Raw genomic sequence first — 20,250 nt, forward strand, 5'->3', positions numbered from 1 at the left:
TAGAAGTATGAAGCTTGGCGCAATTGAAGCGGGAGGCACTAAATTTATATGTGCCGTAGGAAATGATCAGGGGGAAATTCTTGAAAAGGTCGTCATCCCAACGGAAGCTCCATCTATTACAATGCCTAAAGTCTATCAATTTTTTAAAGACAAAGGAATTGAAAGAATGGGGATCGGCAGCTTTGGTCCAATTGATTTAAATAAAGAGGGCGGCTCCTATGGAACTATTCAAAAGACTCCTAAAATCGACTGGATTGATTTCCCGTTGGCTGGTGAAATTACTAAGCAGCTTGAAATACCCGTTGTCGTAGATACAGATGTGAATGTCGCAGCTCTTTCTGAATCGCGCTGGGGGAATGCAACGGATGTAAATACATGTTTGTATATAACAGTCGGGACAGGAATCGGAGCAGGAGCCGTTGTAAATGGAGCGACAGTTAAAGGTCTTTCCCACCCGGAGATGGGGCATATTGGTGTGCGCCGTCATCAAGCGGATTCTTACGAAGGGAAATGCCCTTACCATAAGGATTGCTTGGAAGGCATGGCAGCTGGACCGGCTATTGAAGCACGATGGGGTAAAAAAGGAATCGAGCTGGCTGACGATCCGAAAGTATGGGATCTTGAAGCTTACTACCTGGCGCAGGGCCTTGTTAATTTTATATATATTCTTTCCCCTGAGCGGATTATTATGGGCGGGGGCGTGATGCAGCAGGAACAGTTATTTGGGAAGGTGAGAAAATATGTCATTGAAATGCTGAATGGCTATGTTAGTTCACCTAGGCTGAACGCAAATAATATTGATGAATATATAGTGCCCCCTGGCTTAACTACAGAGGCGGGAATAAAAGGTGCTCTTGGGCTTGTTATGAATTAAAAGTCATGTATGCACAAAAAAACACGTTTCAGTTTTAATTACTGAACGTGTTTTTGTTTTATGCTTTATTTGAATGAGAAGTTATAATTTTCGCTTTTCCTGTAACCGTATAGCTTTGAACGGTAGATGGGACAATAAAATGATCCCCTTTTTTAAAAGAATAATCTACCCCGTCAATGGTAATGCGGCCTCTGCCATCCAGAACACTCATCAATCTGTATCTTTGAAGAGTGATTTCTTTGCTGCGCCCCTCAAGTTCCCAAAGGAAGACAGTGAAATAGTCTTCTTCTACAAGCTTTTCATAGCGCAGACCGTCTATAGCTGAAGCTTCTCTTTTGAGTAAAGGGTCTTCATGAGGAACAGTGGTTACATTAAGTGAATGATCAAGGTGCAGCTCACGTTTTTGTCCGTCCTGTCCTACACGATCATAGTCATATACACGATAAGTGATGTCGGAGCTTTGCTGCGTTTCTAAGATTTGAATTCCTTCACCGATCGCGTGGATCGTGCCGCTTGGTACATAGAAAAAGTCTCCTGGCTTAACGGGAATTTTTCTAAGCAGCTTATCCCATTGCCCATTTTGAACCATAGATGTTAATTCTTCTTTGCCTTTCGCATGGTGGCCAAAAATAATTTCCGAGCCTTCTTCGCAATCAATGACATACCAGCATTCTGTTTTACCATACGTCTCATTTTCTACATCACGGGCATATTGGTCATCAGGATGAACTTGTACTGATAAATCTTTCTTAGAGTCAAGGATCTTGACCAGGAGAGGGAATTCTTCTCCTTCTTCATTGGAAAACAATTCACGATGTTGTTCCCAGGCTTCTCCTAATGTTTTTCCGGCAAGAGGGCCGTTTTTGATCCGGTTTGGTCCATTTGCATGACCGGAAATCCCCCAGCATTCACCAGTTTCTTGAGAAGGAATGTCATAGTTGAAAATTTCTTTAAGCTTTGTTCCTCCCCAAATACGTTCTTTAAATTCTGGCTCTAAGAAAATAGGTTCATTATACATTCTTTGCTCACACCTTTGACTGTTAGTTCAACTCTATCGGCATTGTACCATAATTTTTATGTCAGCGTTTTACCCAGATAAACTCATAGGCACCCAGAGTAATCGTTTCTTCTATACGATTTCCATGAAGAACAGTAAATTCTTCTGCGTTTTTATAAGGATTAGAGAACTGAACAGGTTGTGTGGAAGTGTTGACGGCAAAGAAGATTTCTTCATCACTTTCACTATTTCTGCGTTTTAGGCTAAAGATGCGGTCGTCTATATCTATAACCTCCTGGTGAGCATATGGAGAAAAGGCGCTTTCCTGTTTACGGACAGCCATCATATCTTTTAAACCATTAAAAATTCCAGATCTGCGGCTGCTGCTGACAAGTTCTTTTTTAATGGTTTCATATTCTAATTTCTCTCTGTTAATTCTTCGGGGGATCCCTGACTGTTTTAATCCTTGATAATCATTAGAGGAACCCAGAAGTGAGTGATAATAGATAGCAGGTACGCCAATGACAGATAGTAAAATTGAATGAGCGGCAAGCATCTTTTGAATTTGAAGATCTTCCGTTGTATCTTCGCCTTTATTAATTAGGGCTTCGGAGTAATTAATATTTAGCTCATACACCGATTGACTGCCATCAGGGTTGCTTTTATAGGATACTTTTCCACCGTTTCTTTGAACTTGTTCTACGAGACTTTGTTTTTCTTGTTCAGTAAGGATTCCTTCTGCAGGTCGCATGCCAATTCCATCATGGCTTGCAAGGAAATTAAAGTACGTGGCATCATCTGATACTTTGTTTATAGTTTTTGCCCAGTCAGATAGTTTCCTTGCGTTATGAGTCATCAAACTGTAAAGGACTAATGGCGGAAGGCTGAACTGGTAGACCATATTAGCCTCATCCTCACTATTGCCAAAATAACTGATGTTTTCTTTATGAGGTACATTTGTTTCTGTAATAATTTGCGTATTAGGTTTAAAGGCATTTAGAATTGTATGCCAGAGTTTAATGATTTCGTGAGCCTGCGGCAGGTGGATAGAAGAGGTACCCGATTCTTTCCATATAAATCCGATAGCATCCAGACGAATACCTGCGGCCCCATTATACGCATATTCAAGCAGAATATCTGTCATTTCAACAAGTACTGGAATATGTTTGAAATTGACATCTACTTGATCTTCACTAAAGGTAGTCCAGGCTGTTTTTTCATTTTCATATTGATGAAAGAGTGGAGAGGTACGGGGACGTACCACCTGGCTAGTATCAAAGTCGGGATCTTCTGGGATGAAGTAGTTTTTGTATTTCGGGTCATCGTTTAAATAACCCTTAAACCAATGGCTGGATTGTGAGATATGGTTAGCTACAAAATCATACATCATTCGAAAATCACGGGAAAATCGATTGATATCATTCCATTCACCAAGCTTTGGATCAATCAAACGGTAATCTACTACTGAGAATCCGTCATCTGAAGTATAAGGAAACATAGGGAGCAGGTGAACATCTGTGATGAGATCGCCTGCTTCTTCTGTTAAAAATTTGTGGAGAACCGGAAGAGTCGGTTCATTTTTATGGATAACGCTGTCTCCGTAAGCAATTAAATAGATATTCTCTTCCGATGGCGCTTCTGCCGCCTGCCATTTTTCCTTCGACCAACGGTCTATCAGATCTTTAAATAGACTAAGATCCTTTTCATTTACTTGATGATAGATTTTTTCTAAATGAAGTTCAATTTTTTGTAAAAGCTGTGATTTGTTCATGTTAAACCTCCTTGCTTAATTGAATGGTTTGAAATCCTCGAGCAGGAACAATAAGGTCACCTTCTGCTGGTTCTTCCTTTAAGTTCACTAATTCCATTTTATACTTTGTGGAAATATTAATTGTTTTCGGCTCTTCACAAGGATTATAGAGCCTGATAATTATGCTGTTATTGTCGTGAGATTTCTTAAGGGAGCTCACAAATAGATCACTTGATACCTCTGCTAAAGAATATTCTGCAGGCAGTTCTTTTACTGGATAAGGGATCTCAAAACGATCCAGCCGTTCTTCAAAAGTATTTAAATCCTGAAGCTGATAAGAAACATAACGCTCTTTGTATTGGTCTGCAGTTGCAAAGAGTGTGTCGGCGGGAAGTTTATTAGGTGACAGCTGCAGCGCATATTCAAACGTCATCTTTTCCTGCAGCTGAGCATCAGGTGTAGTTACCACTTTGTTATTAATTCCTGATGCCCGTCCGGGACGCCATAATAAGTCATCACGTCCTAACAATCCTACACTTCTAAACAATGTTAAGGCCAAAGTGTTCTCTGACACTTGATATTCCTTTATTCCTTTAGTGAAGGCAATAAGAGAGCCTTTTTCCTCGAGTATTCCAGCAAACTGTTCAATTTTGTAAATCGAGACGGGGGCTTCTTTATATCCTGCTTCACGCCAGGTTTTTATCCGGTTATTAACGGCAGTTCGGCCGATTAAACTGTAGCCTTGATCCCCGTAAGAGTGAGTTGGATCAATAACAGGGGACTTTATGAGGGCTCTTATCCGGTGGTCTTTCACCTTATTATTAATTACATGCTTTAGTCTCACGTATGCTTCATCCGAGCGAAGTTCAATTTCTGTATCAATTGATAAAGTAGTATCTGACAAATTTTGCTTTCGAGCTTCTAAATCTTCAGGAAGGTGAAGTTTATGCCGGATAGTCAGCTTTTTCACTTTTTCCGACTGCTTTATTGAAAGAAGCTCAGCTTCACCGGAAAGAATGGGGGTATCTCCCTGTAAAGGAGAGTAATCATAAGAATCCCCCGCATCAGCAGTATCTTCAAATTGAAGGAAATCATTGAGAGTGAGCCCAGATGTCCTGTCCTGTAAGGAAAAGCGGCCATTCTCGTAAGTCACTGAGTAAGCTTCATTGCTGATCTCTGATTGAGTTGAAGACTGTAATTTATGACTTGGTGTATCTTCGAAAATACAGAAAGTAGTATAACCAAGGGAAGGAAGCTGTGCTTTATGAATAATTACCTTTGTACGATAGTAGCCCGGAATTTCAACTTCTTTATCACCCTCTGCTGTTACAACAATTTTTTTGCCTCCACTTAAATACTCCTGTTCTGTCACGGTAAGATCTATTTGCTCCCCATCTATGGAATGGATTCCAATATGAGGAGAGCGGGTAAACAACACGGTTTCAAGGGGTCCTTGATAAGGCTTAGGGTGAGTGTTCCAAAAAACGACGATATTGTCGTTCTTTAGAGTTTTAGAAACAGCGCTTGTCATTTGCTTTTTCAAAAGATTCATCAGCCCGTCAGCCTGGCGATCAATTTTTATAAGCCGTTGCTTAATATCGTGATTGGTGTCATCAGAATTACAACCACCGATACTATCATGGGCATGGACATCAAACAGCTGTTTCCACATAATATCCAGCCATTCCTGGGGGTATCTAAGTCCGAGACTTTGTCCGATCACGGCTAAAGGTTCCAGCTGGTTAATGATTTTGTGTTCGACTTTATCATTTAAGCTCTTTAAGTCATAACGCTGAGATCCGATAGTATTGTGAATACGGGCTGATTCTGTACCAATCAGTTCTCCTTTTACTGTATGGGTGAAGGGTTTATTCTTCCACGTATCCTCCATAAATGATTCATAATCTGACAGCAGAAATTCATAGTCGTCACTTTTCTTATTTAATTCATCAATGGTCTTAGGAAAGTGCTCACGGACAAGCACTTGGTCTCCGCCCGCAGGGAGAAGCAGGTGGTCTGTATCACAGTTTTGCTCTTTCAGTTTCTCCAGCATAGGCAGCAGACGTTCTTCATAGAATTCATCATCAGAGCTGAGGAATTTCCCAGGGCCATAGCCTAAAGGGATTAGGTTTGTCGGAATCTTAATACCATCCGGACTTTCCCATAAAAAGTTCGTGTTTCCATCGAGCTGATCTGAATAAATTCCGCGCTGCAAAATAGAGTGTTCTATTCCCAATCCCATAAACACAGAAGGAAGGTACTGATTTTGTCCAAATATATCTGGTAGATAGCCTATATTCAGGGAATGGCCCATTTCATCCGCTCCTTTTACACCATAGAGCAGGTTACGTACCAGTGCTTCTTTATGAACAAGCAGGGAATCAGCCTGTGTATACCATGGGCCTACAAAGATGCGCTTTTCTGTAATCAGTTTACGTAATCTTTCTGCATGGAAAGGACGGACTTTTAAATATTCATCTACAACTGAAACCTGAGCGTCAAATACATACCCATGATAGTCCACATTTTCTTCTAAAAGCTGAATCAAATGGTCAAGGTTCTCAGCGAGAAGTACATTCGAATCTTCTATTGTAAAGTACCATTCCCTGTCCCAGTGGGAGTGAGGGACAACGTACACTCTTTTTTTACTCATTAGAAATCCTCCTGTCATAAGGACAGCCTATCTGATTCAATCAGACAGGCTGTCAATGTAAGGTTTTAGTTAAATCTTAAGACGTCCCTTTTTAATAAGGGCATGGCGAACAAATATGTTTGCAAACGCTATAAACAGTGCACCGACGGCCAGACCAATTAAATAGGACCAGACATTTTCAACAAGCGGCCATCCCCAGAATGCCGGAAGAGGGTACCATTGGACAGCTCCAAGCAGGACGGCTGTAACTGAGCCGATAATTGCACCCAGAATGTTAATTGGGATGGTTATAACTGGGTTTCTAAGCATAAATGGTATGGCACCTTCACTGATAGCAATAAATCCTAACAGGATGGAAGTGTTTCCTGCTACACGCAAGTTGGCGTCGAAGACTCTCCGTCCTACAACAAAGCGGTCTAATACTGTAGCCAGTCCCAACCCAATTGGCGGTATAACTATAGCAAGTACCCGTGCAGTTAATGGGAAAATTTCATCGGCCGCTAAACCAATCGCTATAGCACCAGCAGCTTTATTAATTGGTCCACCAAGGTCAAAGGCAGTCGCAGAAGCAATAATGGTAGATAAAACGATTTCCCCTGATTCCTGGGCTGATTCAATCGTTACACGCAGCAGCTCATTTAAACCGCCGAATACAGGATCAACAATGTAAAAGTTCAATAAGAAAATAGATAAAACACTAATGGCCGGAATAATTAACATCGGCTTCATAGCCTGAAAGTTTTTATTTAATTTTATTTTTTCATTTAGAAATCTGGCAAGGTAACCAGCGGTTAAACCTAAAATTAAAGCTCCAAGGAATCCAGAGGGGATACCTTCTTCTATGCCCCAATACTGATAATGAACACCTGCAGCAAATAAACCACCGATAAAGCCGGCAACAATTCCTACTCGATCTGCAAGGGAATAGGCGGTAAATGCAGCAAAAATCGGATACATAAATTGAAAGATTAAAAAGCCGAATTTATCCAAATGGTGAAGAATTACAAAAAGTTCATTGCCAGAAGTGGCGTAGCTTGGATCACTGATTTCGTTAACCAGTCCAAATGGAATAGCCCCAAGCTTAGCAATTCCCATCATTAAACCTGCTGCTACGATGACAGGAATCATATAAGAGATCCCAGTTAGTATGGCCTGTCCCATTTCAGCAAGAACGCCTTGTTTTTTATTAGCTGTCATTACTTCCTCACCAGACCCATTTCCTTCAACTTTTCCATCGGGCTGATTTAACGCACGGTCAAGCAGCTCTTCCGCTTTCTCAAGAGGAGCGGCGACTCTTGTTTGTACATAGGGAAGTCCTTTATAACGCTCCTTGCCTTTTGGAGTAATGTCTGTAGCAAAAACAACGGCATCCGCTTTTCGAATCATGTCTGCCGTATGTTCATCCTCAAGCCCGTTAGCCCCTTGTTTTTCTGAAAAAACACGAATTCCTTTTTTCTTTCCGGCCTGTTCCATAGCCTCAGCCGCCATATACGTATGGGCAATACCAGCGGCACAGGCTGTGATCACTAATACCGTCTTATCTGTAACCTGGGACGGCTCTTCTTTAGATTTTAGAGAATGATTATCAAGGGCATCCATGAATTCAGAGGCATTTTGAGCCTGCATCAGCTGATGATAATATTTTTTATCCATGAGGCGGGTACTTAATTCAGCTAGAAGGTTTAAGTGTGTGGATCCAGCTTCTCCTTCAGGAATTGCGAGTAGAAAAACAAGCTCTACTTTATTGTCTGGATCGATGCTTTCCCAGTCTTCGATAGGTTTTTCCAGGCGAGCCACTGCAAATCCGGCTTTTTGAACAGCAGCAGATTTACCATGAGGAATAGCAAGACCTGCTTCAAAGCCTGTTGCCGATAATTTTTCTCTTTCAAGGACTTCGTGATAAAAGTCCTCCTTAGAGGAAAGATAACCTTGTTCATATAATTGTTCCGTTAATTTCCAAATGACATCTTTTTTCTTTGTGTCTATAAGATCAAAGCGAATGAGCGCCTGATCGGTCATTTGTGCTAAGTTCATTCCAGTCACCTCTTTTAATCTTATTTGTAAGTGTTTTCATCCCTTATATTTATTTGTAACACATGTGAATATAGAGCAGTTATACAGAAAATGTACATTTGTACATTTCAAATGCTATAATCTTATTAGCTTTCAGAAAGGGGAACTTACTTATGGGAGTCTTACTTGATAAATTTGCTGCGAAAATCCCTTTACTGACTCACTCCGAAAAGCGCGTACTGTATTTCATAGAGCACCATTTGGAACAATCAAAGATGATGCCGCTTACTCAAATGGCTGAAGAAAACAGTGTGAGTACAACAACAGTCATTCGTTTATGTCATAAGCTCGGTCTTGAAGGCTATTCGGAGTTAAAATTTTTCTTAAAAAGCTGCCATTCTGACGTTCTCCCTGAAGATATAGATCCGATTACAAGATACCTTCAGGATGTCCAAAAAAGCTTATCTCAATTAAGCTCTGCAAGCCTTGAAGAACTAGCATTTTCTCTTGATAAAGCAGATCGGATTGTTATTTTGTCTGTAGGGCTTACTAAAATGATTGGGGAATATTTAAGTAAGCGATTGATGCAGATGAATCTCTCTTCAACCTATATATATGAATCTCACATGATCGATCTTATAAGTAACTGGATAAGCCGGGATGATCTCGTCATTTTTATTTCATCAAGCGGAGAAACGGAAACATTAATCAAAGCTTGTGAAAAGCTGGATCATTTAAATATCAATACTGCAGCGATTACTAATAATCCGGCCAGCGATTTGTATAAGATGTGCCGGCAGTCTATCAGTGCACCTGTCCAGAAAGTTTCTTATGAGGGTTACGATGTTTCCAATCGGTCTTCTTTAGTTATGCTGGCCGATCTTACATTTGAATATTTTTTAAAACATAAAGCGGAAAATCAATAAACAAAAATCCCCCGGCAGAGGCAAAAGCCTTCCCGGGGGATTTTTGTTTATTGAATATGTTTTCGCTGAAATTCGGCAATAGAGTCGTATTCTTCTTTTAATATACGTGAAAGGCGGATATATATCGGCAGCAGCTCACGGTAGACGGAAGATGTTTCCGGCTGCGGTTCGTGTGTATGTGTCGTTCCAATCATTTCAGAAATGATACTAAAATCTTCAATCTCACCAGTTGCATACATACCTAGGACTACTGCACCTAAACAGGAACTTTCATAGCTCTCAGGAACGACTACCGGTTTATCAAAGATATCAGTCATCATTTGCCGCCAAACGGTAGAACGGGCAAAACCTCCGGTGGCCTGGATACGCTTTGGCTCTCCTGTCAGTTCCTCAAGCGCTAGTAACACAGTATAAAGGTTATAAATGATTCCTTCCAGTACTGCACGAACCATATGCTGCTTTTCATGGTGAATGCTAAGGCCAAAGAAGGAGCCGCGGGCGCTGGAGTTCCATAGTGGAGCCCGTTCACCCGTCAAGAACGGGTGGAAAATTAATCCGTCCGAACCGGGATTTACGTTCGTTGCTATTTTTGTCAGGACATCATAAGGGTCAATTCCTAACCTTTTGGCAGTTTCTACTTCAGCTGCTGCAAACTCATCACGGAGCCAGCGCAGCACCATGCCGCCGTTATTAACGGGCCCCCCGATTACCCAATGTTTTTCTGTAAGGGCATAGCAGAAGATTCTCCCTTTTGGATCCGTTTTAGGTTCGTTCGTCACACTGCGGATGGCTCCACTTGTTCCAATGGTCACTGCAATGACACCTGGATCAATGGCATTAACTCCTAAATTGGACAATACACCGTCACTTGCCCCGACGATAAATGGTATATTCTCCGGAAGACCTAAGAATTGTTCATATTCTTTCTTTATCCCGGTCATAGAATGAGTGGTAGGAACTAAGGTTGATAACTTACCTTTTGTAATACCGGCAACCTGTAGAGCTTCTTCATCCCAGTCGAGATCTTTTAAGTTGAACAAACCGGTAGCAGAAGCGATGGAATGGTCGACTACATACTCACCGAACAGTTTGTAAAATACGTATTCTTTAATAGAAATAAATTTAGCCGCTTTTTTGTAGATTTCTGGCTTTTCTGTTTTCAGCCAAAGTAATTTTGACAGGGGAGACATGGCATGAATCGGAGTGCCTGTCCGTAAATAAATTTCGTGGCCATTATGGTTTTCTTTAATATCCTTAGCATATGCGGCACTGCGAGTGTCTGCCCAAGTGATGCTGTTTGTTAAAAGGGTATTGTTTTCATCGACAGCGATGAAGCTGTGCATGGCCGAACTGAATGAAGCAAATTGAACCTGGCTGCTGTTCACATCGCTTTTTCTAATGGCATCTCTAATGGTTCCAAGAACGGCTTCAAAAATTTCCTCAGGATCCTGCTCTGCCACCAAAGGATTTGGTGTATGTAAAGGGTAATTAATTGTATGCTGTCCCTGTACTTCTCCTTTTTTATTAAAAAGAACAGATTTCGTACTTGTGGTTCCTATATCTACACCTAAATAATACTGCATGGATAAACCTCCATTAAACTTAATTTACTTAGAAAACAAAAGGGATAGACAAGGCTATCCCTTTTTAGAATATCATTTATTTTATGCGATAAACAGACTGATGATAAATGCTACACCAAATCCTACAAAACCAATTATGGTTTCCATTACTGTCCAGGATTTTAATGTATCTTTTACGTCAAGTCCAAAGTAGCGGTTAACAAGCCAGAAACCGGAGTCGTTAACGTGTGAGAACACGGTAGCTCCTGAAGCGATAGAAATAACCATTAAACCAAGCATCGGTCCATCAAGGCCCAATGTATCAATTAAAGGTGAAATTAATCCAGCTGCTGTTACCATGGCTACTGTTGCCGACCCCTGTGCCAGACGAACAGCAGTAGAAATAACAAAGGCAAGAAGTACAGGCGGTAAGGCAGATTGAATCATGATATTACCTAAGACATCTCCAACACCTGAATCAATAAGTACTTGTTTAAATACACCACCGGCACCTGTAACTAGGATGATGATCCCTGCTGGTTCCAGTGCTTTAGTGGCTATATCCTGTACATCCTGGCGGGTATAGCCGCGCTTAGTTCCAAGAAAAGTAAATGTAAGAAGTGTCGCTATGGTTAATGCTACAAAAGGGTGTCCCAGGAAAGTGGCGATACTTCTAAAAGTATTTCCTTCTTCTAACAATAAATCAGATAAAGTATTGACTAAAATTAAAACAAGCGGTACTAGAATCAGACTAGTAATTAATCCGAATCCAGGAAGCTCTTTGTCATATCCTTTTTTCGGTTCATCATCATCACTTTCCATGTAATCTGGTACACCAACATCAATTTTAGAAGCAATATAACGTCCGAAAATAGGTCCTGCAAGGATCATGGCTGGTAAACCAGCGATAGCACCGAACAAGATAACCCATCCTAAATCTGCCCCAACAAGGTCGGCCACAGCAATTGGTCCCGGAGTAGGGGGGATGAAACTGTGGGTGACAGCTAACCCGGCCAATAATGGAATCCCGTAGTACAAAACAGATTTTCCGGCTTTCTTAGCTAAACCATAAACGATCGGTACAAGAATAATGAATCCAACATCAAAGAATACTGGGATAGCAACTAGGAAACCTGTAATACCAAGAGCCCACTGGGCTTTATCTTCACCAAATTTTGCAATTAGAGTCTGTGCAAGACGTTCAGCTCCGCCTGAAACTTCGAGAAGCTTTCCAAACATCGCACCCAGACCTACAACTATTGCCACAAATCCAAGGGTGCCGCCCATACCGTCTTCCATCGATTCGATAACCCCGCTAAGCGGCATACCAGCAGCAATACCAACAATTAAGCTGACAAGTAATAGAGCTACAAAAGCGTGAAGCTTAGTGCGGATGACAAGGAAAAGTAAAAGAAATATTCCTGCCATTGCTACAAAAATTAACGATAAATCTGACATTTTAATTCCTCCTTAAACGCTTACAAAGAATAGAAATTTCTTAGTTTTTAACGACTGCATGACCACCAAATTCGTTTCTTAAAGCTGCTACAACTTTACCAGAGAAAGTGTCATTTTCCTGTGAGCGGTATCTCATCATGAGAGAAAGAGCAATGATAGGAGCAGAAGCCTCAAGCTCGAGTGCAGTTTCGACTGTCCATTTACCTTCACCTGATGAATTCATTACTCCACGTAAATCATCAAGATTAGCATCTTTTGCAAATGCCTGTTCCATTAATTCCATCAGCCATGAGCGAACAACAGATCCATTGTTCCAGACTTTAGCGACTTTTTCATAATTGTAATCGAATTCACTTTTATGGAGGATGTCAAAGCCTTCGCCAATCGCCTGCATCATGCCATACTCGATTCCATTATGGACCATTTTAAGAAAATGACCACTTCCTGTTTTTCCTGTATATAGGTAGCCATTCTCTATGCAAACGTCTTCAAAAATAGGTTCGATATGTTTGAATTTATCTGGATGGCCGCCGATCATTGTGCATGCGCCTTCACGAGCCCCATCAGTTCCACCGCTCGTTCCGCAGTCAAAGAAATAAATGCCTTTTTCCTCAAGCTTCTCCGAGCGTTGAAGGGTCTCCTTATAATTGGAATTTCCTCCATCAATGATCATATCTCCAGGTTCCAGAAGGGTAGATAGATCAGAGATCGTTGCTTCCGTAATTTCTCCTGCCGGTACCATAAGCCATACCACTCTAGGTGTAGGAAGTTCCCGCACTAGGTTTTCCAGTGAATTCGAGAAAGAAAAGTTCTTGTTCGAAATTTTTTCCTTAATTGATATATCCTTATCATAACCTGCAACTTCATGATTGTGGTCAAGTAAGTTAAGGGTTAAGTTAAAACCCATCTTTCCAAGACCGACCATACCGATTTTCATAAGTGTTTCCCCCTGTTGTAAAAAAATATTTTTTTGTCTATGTCGAATTATATCAAAATTTTTTTCGATTACAATGTATTTATGAAATTTTTTTTCGTATATAATAAAACCAATGATGTTAAATAGAGGTGATCTTCCATGGAAAATGAAACACAGCATGGTTTAGCGAGAATTAGAAGTCATTACGGAAGGTTTAGCGATAAGGAGAAAAAAATTGCGGATTATATTTTGGATAACCCAGAAATCATTATCCATCATACGATTAATCAAGTAGCAGACGAATTAAATGTAGCTGAATCGACCGTATTTAGATTTTGTAAACGAATTGGCTTTAAAGGGTATCAGGCTTTTAAGATAGCTCTGGCAGCAGAGATAGTAACACCAATGAAAGACATACACGAAGAGATTGCAGATGGAGACAGCATGGGAACGGTAGCGGAGAAAGTCTTTCAGTCAAATAACAAAACTTTAACAAGCACATTGCAAATACTTGATGGTAAGGCCATAGAGGAAGCGGTTCATTTAATTCTCAAGGCTAATAAATTAGAGTTCTTCGGTTATGGAGGGTCAGCAGCTGTAGCGCTCGACAGCTACCATAAATTTATTAGGACAGGAATCCCTGTAGCGGCTCAATTGGACTCCCATATGCAGTTAATGTCAGCTTCTCAAATGTCTGAGAGAGATGTCGCTATTGTTATTTCACACTCCGGGACGACAAAGGATTCACTGGACGTACTTGAAGTACTAAATGACAGGGGAGTAAAAACAATTGCCATTACAAATTTTGCAAAGTCCCCTTTAACTAAAAAAGCTGATATTTGTCTTTACACTGTGTCAGAAGAAACGGATTTTCGTTCTGAAGCTTTTTCTTCAAGAATTGCCCAGCTTAGTATCATAGATGCCCTTTACACAAATGTAATGCTGGCCCAGAAAAGTAATGGGAAACAGGCCATTGAACAAATGCGAAAAGCCATGGCTTTAAAAAGGTTATAAAAGAAGCGGATTCTCTCCGCTTCTTTTTTTAGATGAAAATTCTCATAGTTTATGAATGATAAATAGGGGAATTTAGAGTATGTTAGACATTGAAGAAACTAGACGATATTAACAGACGAAGCAGGTGAGATGATGGATAAAAAACAACCTATTTTTTTTCTAATGAACTCAATTGATTTAGAGCGCGGGGGTCTGACAAAAGCCTCTTTAAAACAAGCCTCTACATTTGCGGAAATGGGTTATGAAGTTTATATGCTCACATTCAATTATAACGTGAGATATCCAAATATTAGAAAACAGTTGATAGAGATGAATAAAATTCATCCAAAAGTAAAGATCTTAAACCTTTACGAAGCACTGGATGGGCGTGTCAATAATCATTCAAGTCGCAAAACGTTAAAGAAGGCTACACTAAAAGCCCTTGCAGCTGGCGGTGTAGCAGATAAGAGGAAAGGGAAAAATGCTTATCGAATTTTCCAAAAAGGAATATATGTGAAATATATTGATTACGATGAAAATAATCACCTTCGCTTTATTGATTATTTTAATGAAAATAGATACCGCACAAAACGGGAGGAATATGATCTTAAAGGAAATATTAAACGAGTACTTTTTATGGATTATCAGAGAAATAAACCTCGTCAGATTATCTATTACAACTATAAACACCAACCGTATCTTTCTGAGTGGATCAATCCGAAAACGAGTGAAATCACAAGGATTACAATGTTTGATTTAAAAACAGGGGAAGTAACAAAAAAGTACAGGGATGGAACAACAAAATTTAAAACGGATTGGGTTCACCAATTGTTGGAAAAACATACAGCCCCGGTTATTGTTTCTGATACAAGAAGCACCGATGGCGTGCTTGCTGAAATTAATAGTAAGCTTGCCCTGAAATTATGGCGTCTTCACAGCAGCCATGTAAATTATCCGTTTGATAAGAATGGTGAAATTGCTTCTAAGGTAAAGACAGGAATTGAGAACCTTAATAACTATGACGGTGCTTTAGTATTAACAGAACAGCAGAGAAAGGATTTAATTCAAAGATTTGGTTATGAAAACTTCTTTCACACTGTGCCTCACTATCATGAGGGCGCGAAGAAAAGTGGCTTTAAGAAACTATTGGTAGAAGAAAAAGAAACTGATCGGAATACTGCCGTCATTGTCAGTCGTTTATCAACTTTGAAGCGGATTGATCATTCAATTAAAGCATTTAAAAAGGTAGTAAGAGTACTTCCAGATGTGAAACTTGAAATATGGGGAACTGGAACAGAAGATGAGAAGCTGAAAACAATGGTGAATGATTTAAATTTAGAAAACAATGTAATTATAAAAGGCTATACTCATGATCCAGATTCTATCTATCAGCGAGGTCTGTTTTCTCTTCTTACTTCAAAAAGTGAAGGGTTTGCCTTGTCGGTCTTAGAAAGCACAGCAAATAAAACCCCTGTAGTCAGCTATAACGTTAGATATGGACCGGCAGATTTAATAAAGCACAACGAAACAGGGAAGCTTGTTGAAGATAAAAACATAAATGAGCTGGCAGAAGCGATGATCGAACTTTTTAAAAATCCTGATAAAGCTATAGAAATGGGTGAGAGGGCATCTTCCTTTATAAAAGAGAACTTTAATAAAGAAATTTATAAAGAAAAGTTTTTAACAGCTATAAACAATGCAGAACAATGGAAGAAAACAAGAAAGCATAGAGGTGAATAGCCTCTATGCTTTTTTTGATGAGGAAGTTAAGTGACAATTCCTTTCTCTCTTAAATAATTGACGCTAATCTCTAAACTTTCAAAAGGAGTCCTGCGGCTTTCATCCTGTTCTACGACCCACCATCTGACGCCGGCAGCTTCACCTCTATTAATTACGGATTCCAGGTCCACTCCTCCGGTACCAAGCTCCGCAAAAAATTGCTCTTCGTCTGTAGTCATATCCTTTAAATGAATAAGCGGTGTTCGACCTTGATAACGTTCAATCCAGGCAGAAGGGTCATGCCCCGCTTTTTTGATCCAATAAATATCCAGCTCGGCTTTAAGATCATTTGCGTCAGTTTCCTCAAAAATAGTATCTAATGCTGTTCTTCCATCCGAAAGTTCAGCTAATTCAAAATCATGATTGTGGTAACATAGGGTAATTCCTTCTAATCGGCACATTTCTCCCGCACGTTTTAAAATACCGATCAGTTTAATATAATCCTCTTCACCTTCAGGTTCAAAATAAGGACAAACCAAATATTGGGTCCCCAGAGTTTTCTGCACTTCTATTACTTGGGTTAGATTATTTTTAATTTGTTCTAAAGGGACATGGCTCGATACAGCTTGAAGCCCCAGCTCATCCAAAAGCTGCTTCATGTCGTGAGGCGTATAGTCTCCTAAACCGGCGAACTCTACCCCTTCAAATCCCAGGTCAGCGACTTTTCTTAACGTTCCTTCGAAATCCTTCTCTGTTTCGTTTCTTAATGTATAAAGCTGAACAGCTGCAGGAATAGTCATTCTATCAGTCCTCATTTCTCTATGTAATAGATAGTCTTCTTGATCATACATAAGATAATAGAAAAAACCAAATATTCGGTAATTTTTTTAAAAGCTTAACTTATTGCATTGAAAGCATTTTCAAGGAAAGTGAAAAAAATTCAGAAAATCATGTTGTGTTTAAATAATCACCATGTTATAGTTTGTGTAATGAATTTGTGCAAACGTATTCACAAACCGCTTTCATTCCTTGTATCAATGACAGTTAAGCAAATCCACGGCATAATTTGATTTTTTAAGAACTCAAAGTGCAAACGAGTGCACTAAAGGTGCACAGGTGTTCAATGTGAAACTATTAATCTCATTAAGTTCCACATATTTTTTTAGTGAATATGGAAGCGCATTCAATTCATTATGTAAGAAAAATTAGGGGAGTGTGTTACATGAAGAAAAAATTGTTTACTGGTTTAGCTTCTGCTGCATTAGCAACATCTGTTTTGGCTGGCTGTTCCTTTTCTTCCGGAGGAAATTCAGAAGAGGCATCGGAAGATCAGGTTACAGTTGATGTGTTCCAATTTAAAGTAGAATTCAAGGATCAATTTGAAGAGCTTGTACAGATGTATGAGGAAGAAAACCCCGATGTTAACATAAACGTTAAAACGGTTGGCGGAGGTAATGATTACGGACAAGCTTTGAAGACATCTTTCTCATCTGGTGAAGAGCCTGATATCTTTAATGTAGGTGGTCCTACGGATGTTGATGAATATGAAGATTACTTAGCAGACTTGTCCGATACAGAAGCTGCTGGAGCTGCTCTTGATGGAACACTGACTTCAGTAGAGCGTGAGGATCAAATTTTAGGGCTTCCTTTTAACCAGGAAGGATATGGAATTTTATATAATAAGGAAGTTTTTGAGAAGGCAGGTATTGATCCTGAGTCTATCAAGACAATGGATGATCTAGAAGACGCAGTAAAAACGCTTGATGAACAAAAAGAAGATTTAGGTATTGAAGCACCATTCGCTCTTCCAGGAAAAGAAAAGTGGGTAATGGGAAACCACTTAGCTAATACTTATCTTGCCGATGAATTCAACCATGATGTTCAGGAAACATATGAAGCGAAAACCGTAGAATTTGCAATGGGAGACCAAATGCAGCGCTTCTTGGATCTGCAGGCTGAGAATTCTATTCAGCCAGTACTGAGTCTTGACTACTCTCAGCAGGTAGAAGAGCATTTCTCTCTAGGTAATGTAGCAATGATTCAGCAAGGAAACTGGGTATACAACACAATCGAATCTATGGATCCAGAATTCGCAGAAAACAATGTAGGCCTTCTTCCTATCCCTGTAGAAGGATATGAAGGAAAAGTTCCTGTAGGTGTACCAAACTATTGGGTAGTTAACAAAGAGGCTGGAGACGAAGTCGTTCAAGCGAGTAAAGACTTCTTAGATTGGATGTACACTTCTGAAGAAGGGAAGAAATTCGTAACAGAAGAATTTAAGTTTATCCCGGCTTATGAAGGATATGAAGATCAAGAGATTGCTGATCCAATTTCCCAAGAAATTTATGAATATGCGGCTAATGGCGATACATTAGGATGGGTGTTCCTTGGAGCTCCCACTGGATGGACTGAAGATGCGCTTGGTTCGGCCATGCAAAGCTATCTTGGCGGTGACATCACTTGGGAAGAAGTAGAACAGAGAGCAAAAGATAATTGGGAAAAATCACGTCAATAAAATGAGCAAGTAAGTCAGCAGGAGATTTATTTCTCTTGCTGACTACATATAATATCTTTTCTATTAAGTTGTTTATTATAACCATAAACAGCCTAATAGATGAGATGTTACTTATAAATTATGAAATCGATCTCATAGAAAGCTTTGGACTAGCAGTGTAATTATTAGAGAAGGGCGGGTATCGGATGAAAAATAAAAGTTTTGCTTTTTGGATTTTTATGGCACCGGTAATCTTAGGTTTAGGGATTGTTGTGGTAATCCCATTTATATATGGATTTATTTATTCTTTTACAGACTGGAATGGTTTAAGAGTTAATAATTTTCTAGGTTTGCAAAACTATATCAGTTTATTTCAGGAACGTGAGTTTTTAAATGCTGTTTGGTTTACGACAAAGTTTGCGGTAGTAGCGGTGATTTTGCTGAATATTTTCGGGTTGGCGCTGGCGTTAATTGTTACTCGCAATATTAAATCAAATAATCTTCTACGTACCATTTTCTTTATGCCGAACTTAATTGGAGGCTTAATCTTAGGATTCATCTGGCAGTTTATTTTTATCAGCGTTTTTGGAGATGTGGCAGATCTTACAGGGATTGAAGGTTTTAATGGATGGCTTTCAACAGCAAATACAGGTTTCTGGGGAATCGTAATTCTAACATGCTGGCAGATGGCCGGTTATATCATGATCATTTACATTGCTTACTTAGAAAATATCCCGAAAGACCTGATTGAAGCCGCTAAAATTGATGGAGCAAGTTCTTTTCAACGGTTTAAAAACATTACCTTTCCGTTAGTGGCCCCTGCTTTTACGATCAGTATGTTCTTAACGCTTTCCATGTCCTTTAAAATTTATGACCAAAACTTGTCGCTTACAAATGGTGGACCGGCTAACCAAACACAGATGGTAGCCATGGATATTGTAAACACAGCCTTTTCGGATAATGACATGGCATTCGCTCAGGCTAAAGCGGTTATCTTCTTCTTGATTGTATCAGTGGTTGCACTTACTCAAGTGTATTACAACAAGAAGCGGGAGGTTGAAATGTAATGAAAAAAAACAACGAAAAGAGAAATTTGTTTTCAATAGAAGTTTTAGGGATTATACTCGGCCTGTTGTGGATTGCTCCCTTTTATTTAATGATCGTCAATGCCTTTAAGACAAAGCGGGATATTTTCTCAGGTGTTCTCGGTCTGCCGGAAGAATGGATTACGGAAAATTTTGTAGAAGCATTTATAGACCTGGAATTTCTTAAATCTTTATTTAATTCTGTGTTGATTACGGTGCTGAGTGTGGCCGTTATCATTATTTTCTCAGCTATGGCTGGTTATGCTCTCCAGCGAAACAAAAGTAAACTCAGCGGGATTATGTTTTTCGTTTTTGTTGCCGCGATGTTGATTCCGTTCCAATCCGTAATGATCCCACTTATCGCGCTGTTTGGACAGGCGGATATGCTTAATGCCGGCGGGCTGATCTTTATGTATTTAGGATTTGGCTGCAGTCTTTCCATCTTTTTATATCATGGAGCGATGACCGGTGTATCCAAGTCAATGGATGAAGCGGCCATTATTGATGGAGCTAACCGTTTTCAGTTATTTTGGTTTATCATTTTCCCATTGCTTAAACCGATTTCTGTAACGGTGGGCATACTGAACGTTATTTGGATTTGGAATGACTACCTGCTTCCTTCGTTGGTTCTTAATGAATCCAATGCTACGATTCCTTTAAAAATGTTTTATTTCTTCGGTCAGTATACGAAGCAGTGGCACTTGGCGCTTGCAGGATTAACTATTGCAATTATTCCAGTAATCATCGGTTACTTCTTTGCCCAAAAACAAATTATCCAGGGTGTATCTGAAGGCGCAGTTAAATAATTTA

General features: G+C 39.8%; 15 protein-coding genes. 7 read left to right on the forward strand and 8 right to left on the reverse strand.

From position 1 onward, the window contains the following. Nucleotides 1-7 precede the first annotated feature (7 nt). Complete coding sequence (locus B7E06_RS06835; RefSeq protein WP_082233267.1) at nt 8-874, forward strand: ROK family protein; 867 nt, start codon at nt 8-10, stop codon at nt 872-874. A gap of 58 nt (nt 875-932) precedes the next feature. Here the strand turns inward: B7E06_RS06835 and manA are convergent, their stop codons facing one another. The 4 genes from manA to B7E06_RS06855 all read right to left on the reverse strand — a co-directional run bounded on the left by manA (nt 933) and on the right by B7E06_RS06855 (nt 8,308). Continuing rightward, nucleotides 933-1,892 carry a mannose-6-phosphate isomerase, class I gene (manA, locus tag B7E06_RS06840; RefSeq protein WP_082233268.1) on the reverse strand — a complete coding sequence of 320 codons (960 nt, stop codon included), beginning with the start codon at nt 1,890-1,892 and terminating at the stop codon, nt 933-935. 61 nt (nt 1,893-1,953) lie between these two features. Beyond that, the gene (locus B7E06_RS06845) at nt 1,954-3,642 is read right to left on the reverse strand and encodes a sugar phosphorylase (protein ID WP_082233269.1); all 1,689 of its coding nucleotides are present in this window, start codon (nt 3,640-3,642) and stop codon (nt 1,954-1,956) included. A gap of 1 nt (nt 3,643) precedes the next feature. Continuing rightward, the gene (locus B7E06_RS06850) at nt 3,644-6,274 is read right to left on the reverse strand and encodes a glycoside hydrolase family 38 N-terminal domain-containing protein (RefSeq protein ID WP_082233270.1); all 2,631 of its coding nucleotides are present in this window, start codon (nt 6,272-6,274) and stop codon (nt 3,644-3,646) included. A gap of 69 nt (nt 6,275-6,343) precedes the next feature. Continuing rightward, nucleotides 6,344-8,308: a fructose-specific PTS transporter subunit EIIC gene (locus B7E06_RS06855; RefSeq protein ID WP_082233271.1), complete on the reverse strand. Its 1,965-nt coding sequence runs from the start codon at nt 8,306-8,308 to the stop codon at nt 6,344-6,346. Nucleotides 8,309-8,460: 152 nt separating this feature from the next. Between B7E06_RS06855 and B7E06_RS06860 the strand changes: the two genes are divergently transcribed. Then, nucleotides 8,461-9,213, forward strand: coding sequence for a MurR/RpiR family transcriptional regulator (locus B7E06_RS06860; RefSeq protein ID WP_082233272.1), 753 nt, complete (start codon nt 8,461-8,463; stop codon nt 9,211-9,213). 47 nt (nt 9,214-9,260) lie between these two features. Here the strand turns inward: B7E06_RS06860 and gntK are convergent, their stop codons facing one another. The 3 genes from gntK to gnd form a co-directional block, all read right to left on the reverse strand. Beyond that, the gene (gntK, locus tag B7E06_RS06865) at nt 9,261-10,796 is read right to left on the reverse strand and encodes a gluconokinase (RefSeq protein WP_082233273.1); all 1,536 of its coding nucleotides are present in this window, start codon (nt 10,794-10,796) and stop codon (nt 9,261-9,263) included. An 81-nt stretch (nt 10,797-10,877) separates the two neighbouring features. Then, nucleotides 10,878-12,233, reverse strand: a complete 1,356-nt coding sequence (locus tag B7E06_RS06870; RefSeq protein ID WP_082233274.1) for a GntT/GntP/DsdX family permease — start codon at nt 12,231-12,233, stop codon at nt 10,878-10,880. 40 nt (nt 12,234-12,273) lie between these two features. Then, nucleotides 12,274-13,170, reverse strand: a complete 897-nt coding sequence (gene gnd, locus B7E06_RS06875) for a phosphogluconate dehydrogenase (NAD(+)-dependent, decarboxylating) (protein WP_082233275.1) — start codon at nt 13,168-13,170, stop codon at nt 12,274-12,276. Nucleotides 13,171-13,308: 138 nt separating this feature from the next. On the opposite strand from gnd, the gene B7E06_RS06880 reads away from it, so the two are divergent. Together B7E06_RS06880 and B7E06_RS06885 are read left to right on the forward strand one after the other, a co-directional pair. Next, on the forward strand, nt 13,309-14,163 hold the full coding sequence (locus tag B7E06_RS06880; RefSeq protein ID WP_082233276.1) for a MurR/RpiR family transcriptional regulator: 855 nt from the start codon (nt 13,309-13,311) through the stop codon (nt 14,161-14,163). A gap of 132 nt (nt 14,164-14,295) precedes the next feature. Beyond that, nucleotides 14,296-15,882, forward strand: coding sequence for a glycosyltransferase (locus B7E06_RS06885; protein ID WP_179134004.1), 1,587 nt, complete (start codon nt 14,296-14,298; stop codon nt 15,880-15,882). A 26-nt stretch (nt 15,883-15,908) separates the two neighbouring features. Here B7E06_RS06885 and B7E06_RS06890 read toward each other — a convergent pair whose 3' ends face one another. Beyond that, nucleotides 15,909-16,661: a sugar phosphate isomerase/epimerase family protein gene (locus B7E06_RS06890; RefSeq protein WP_082233278.1), complete on the reverse strand. Its 753-nt coding sequence runs from the start codon at nt 16,659-16,661 to the stop codon at nt 15,909-15,911. Between the two features lie 422 nt (nt 16,662-17,083). Between B7E06_RS06890 and B7E06_RS06895 the strand changes: the two genes are divergently transcribed. The 3 genes from B7E06_RS06895 (at nt 17,084) to B7E06_RS06905 (ending at nt 20,246) form a co-directional block, all read left to right on the forward strand. After that, a complete protein-coding gene (locus B7E06_RS06895) occupies nt 17,084-18,376 on the forward strand; it encodes an ABC transporter substrate-binding protein (RefSeq protein ID WP_082233279.1) in 1,293 nt (430 codons plus the stop codon). Between the two features lie 185 nt (nt 18,377-18,561). Continuing rightward, nucleotides 18,562-19,422, forward strand: a complete 861-nt coding sequence (locus tag B7E06_RS06900) for a carbohydrate ABC transporter permease (RefSeq protein WP_082233280.1) — start codon at nt 18,562-18,564, stop codon at nt 19,420-19,422. After that, complete coding sequence (locus tag B7E06_RS06905) at nt 19,422-20,246, forward strand: carbohydrate ABC transporter permease (protein WP_082233281.1); 825 nt, start codon at nt 19,422-19,424, stop codon at nt 20,244-20,246. The genes B7E06_RS06900 and B7E06_RS06905 overlap by 1 nt, the downstream gene beginning before the upstream one ends. The last annotated feature ends 4 nt before the right edge of the window (nt 20,247-20,250 follow it).

Source organism: Halobacillus massiliensis (assembly GCF_900166625.1).
GTDB classification, from domain to species: Bacteria; Bacillota; Bacilli; order Bacillales; family Halobacillaceae; genus Halobacillus_A; species Halobacillus_A massiliensis.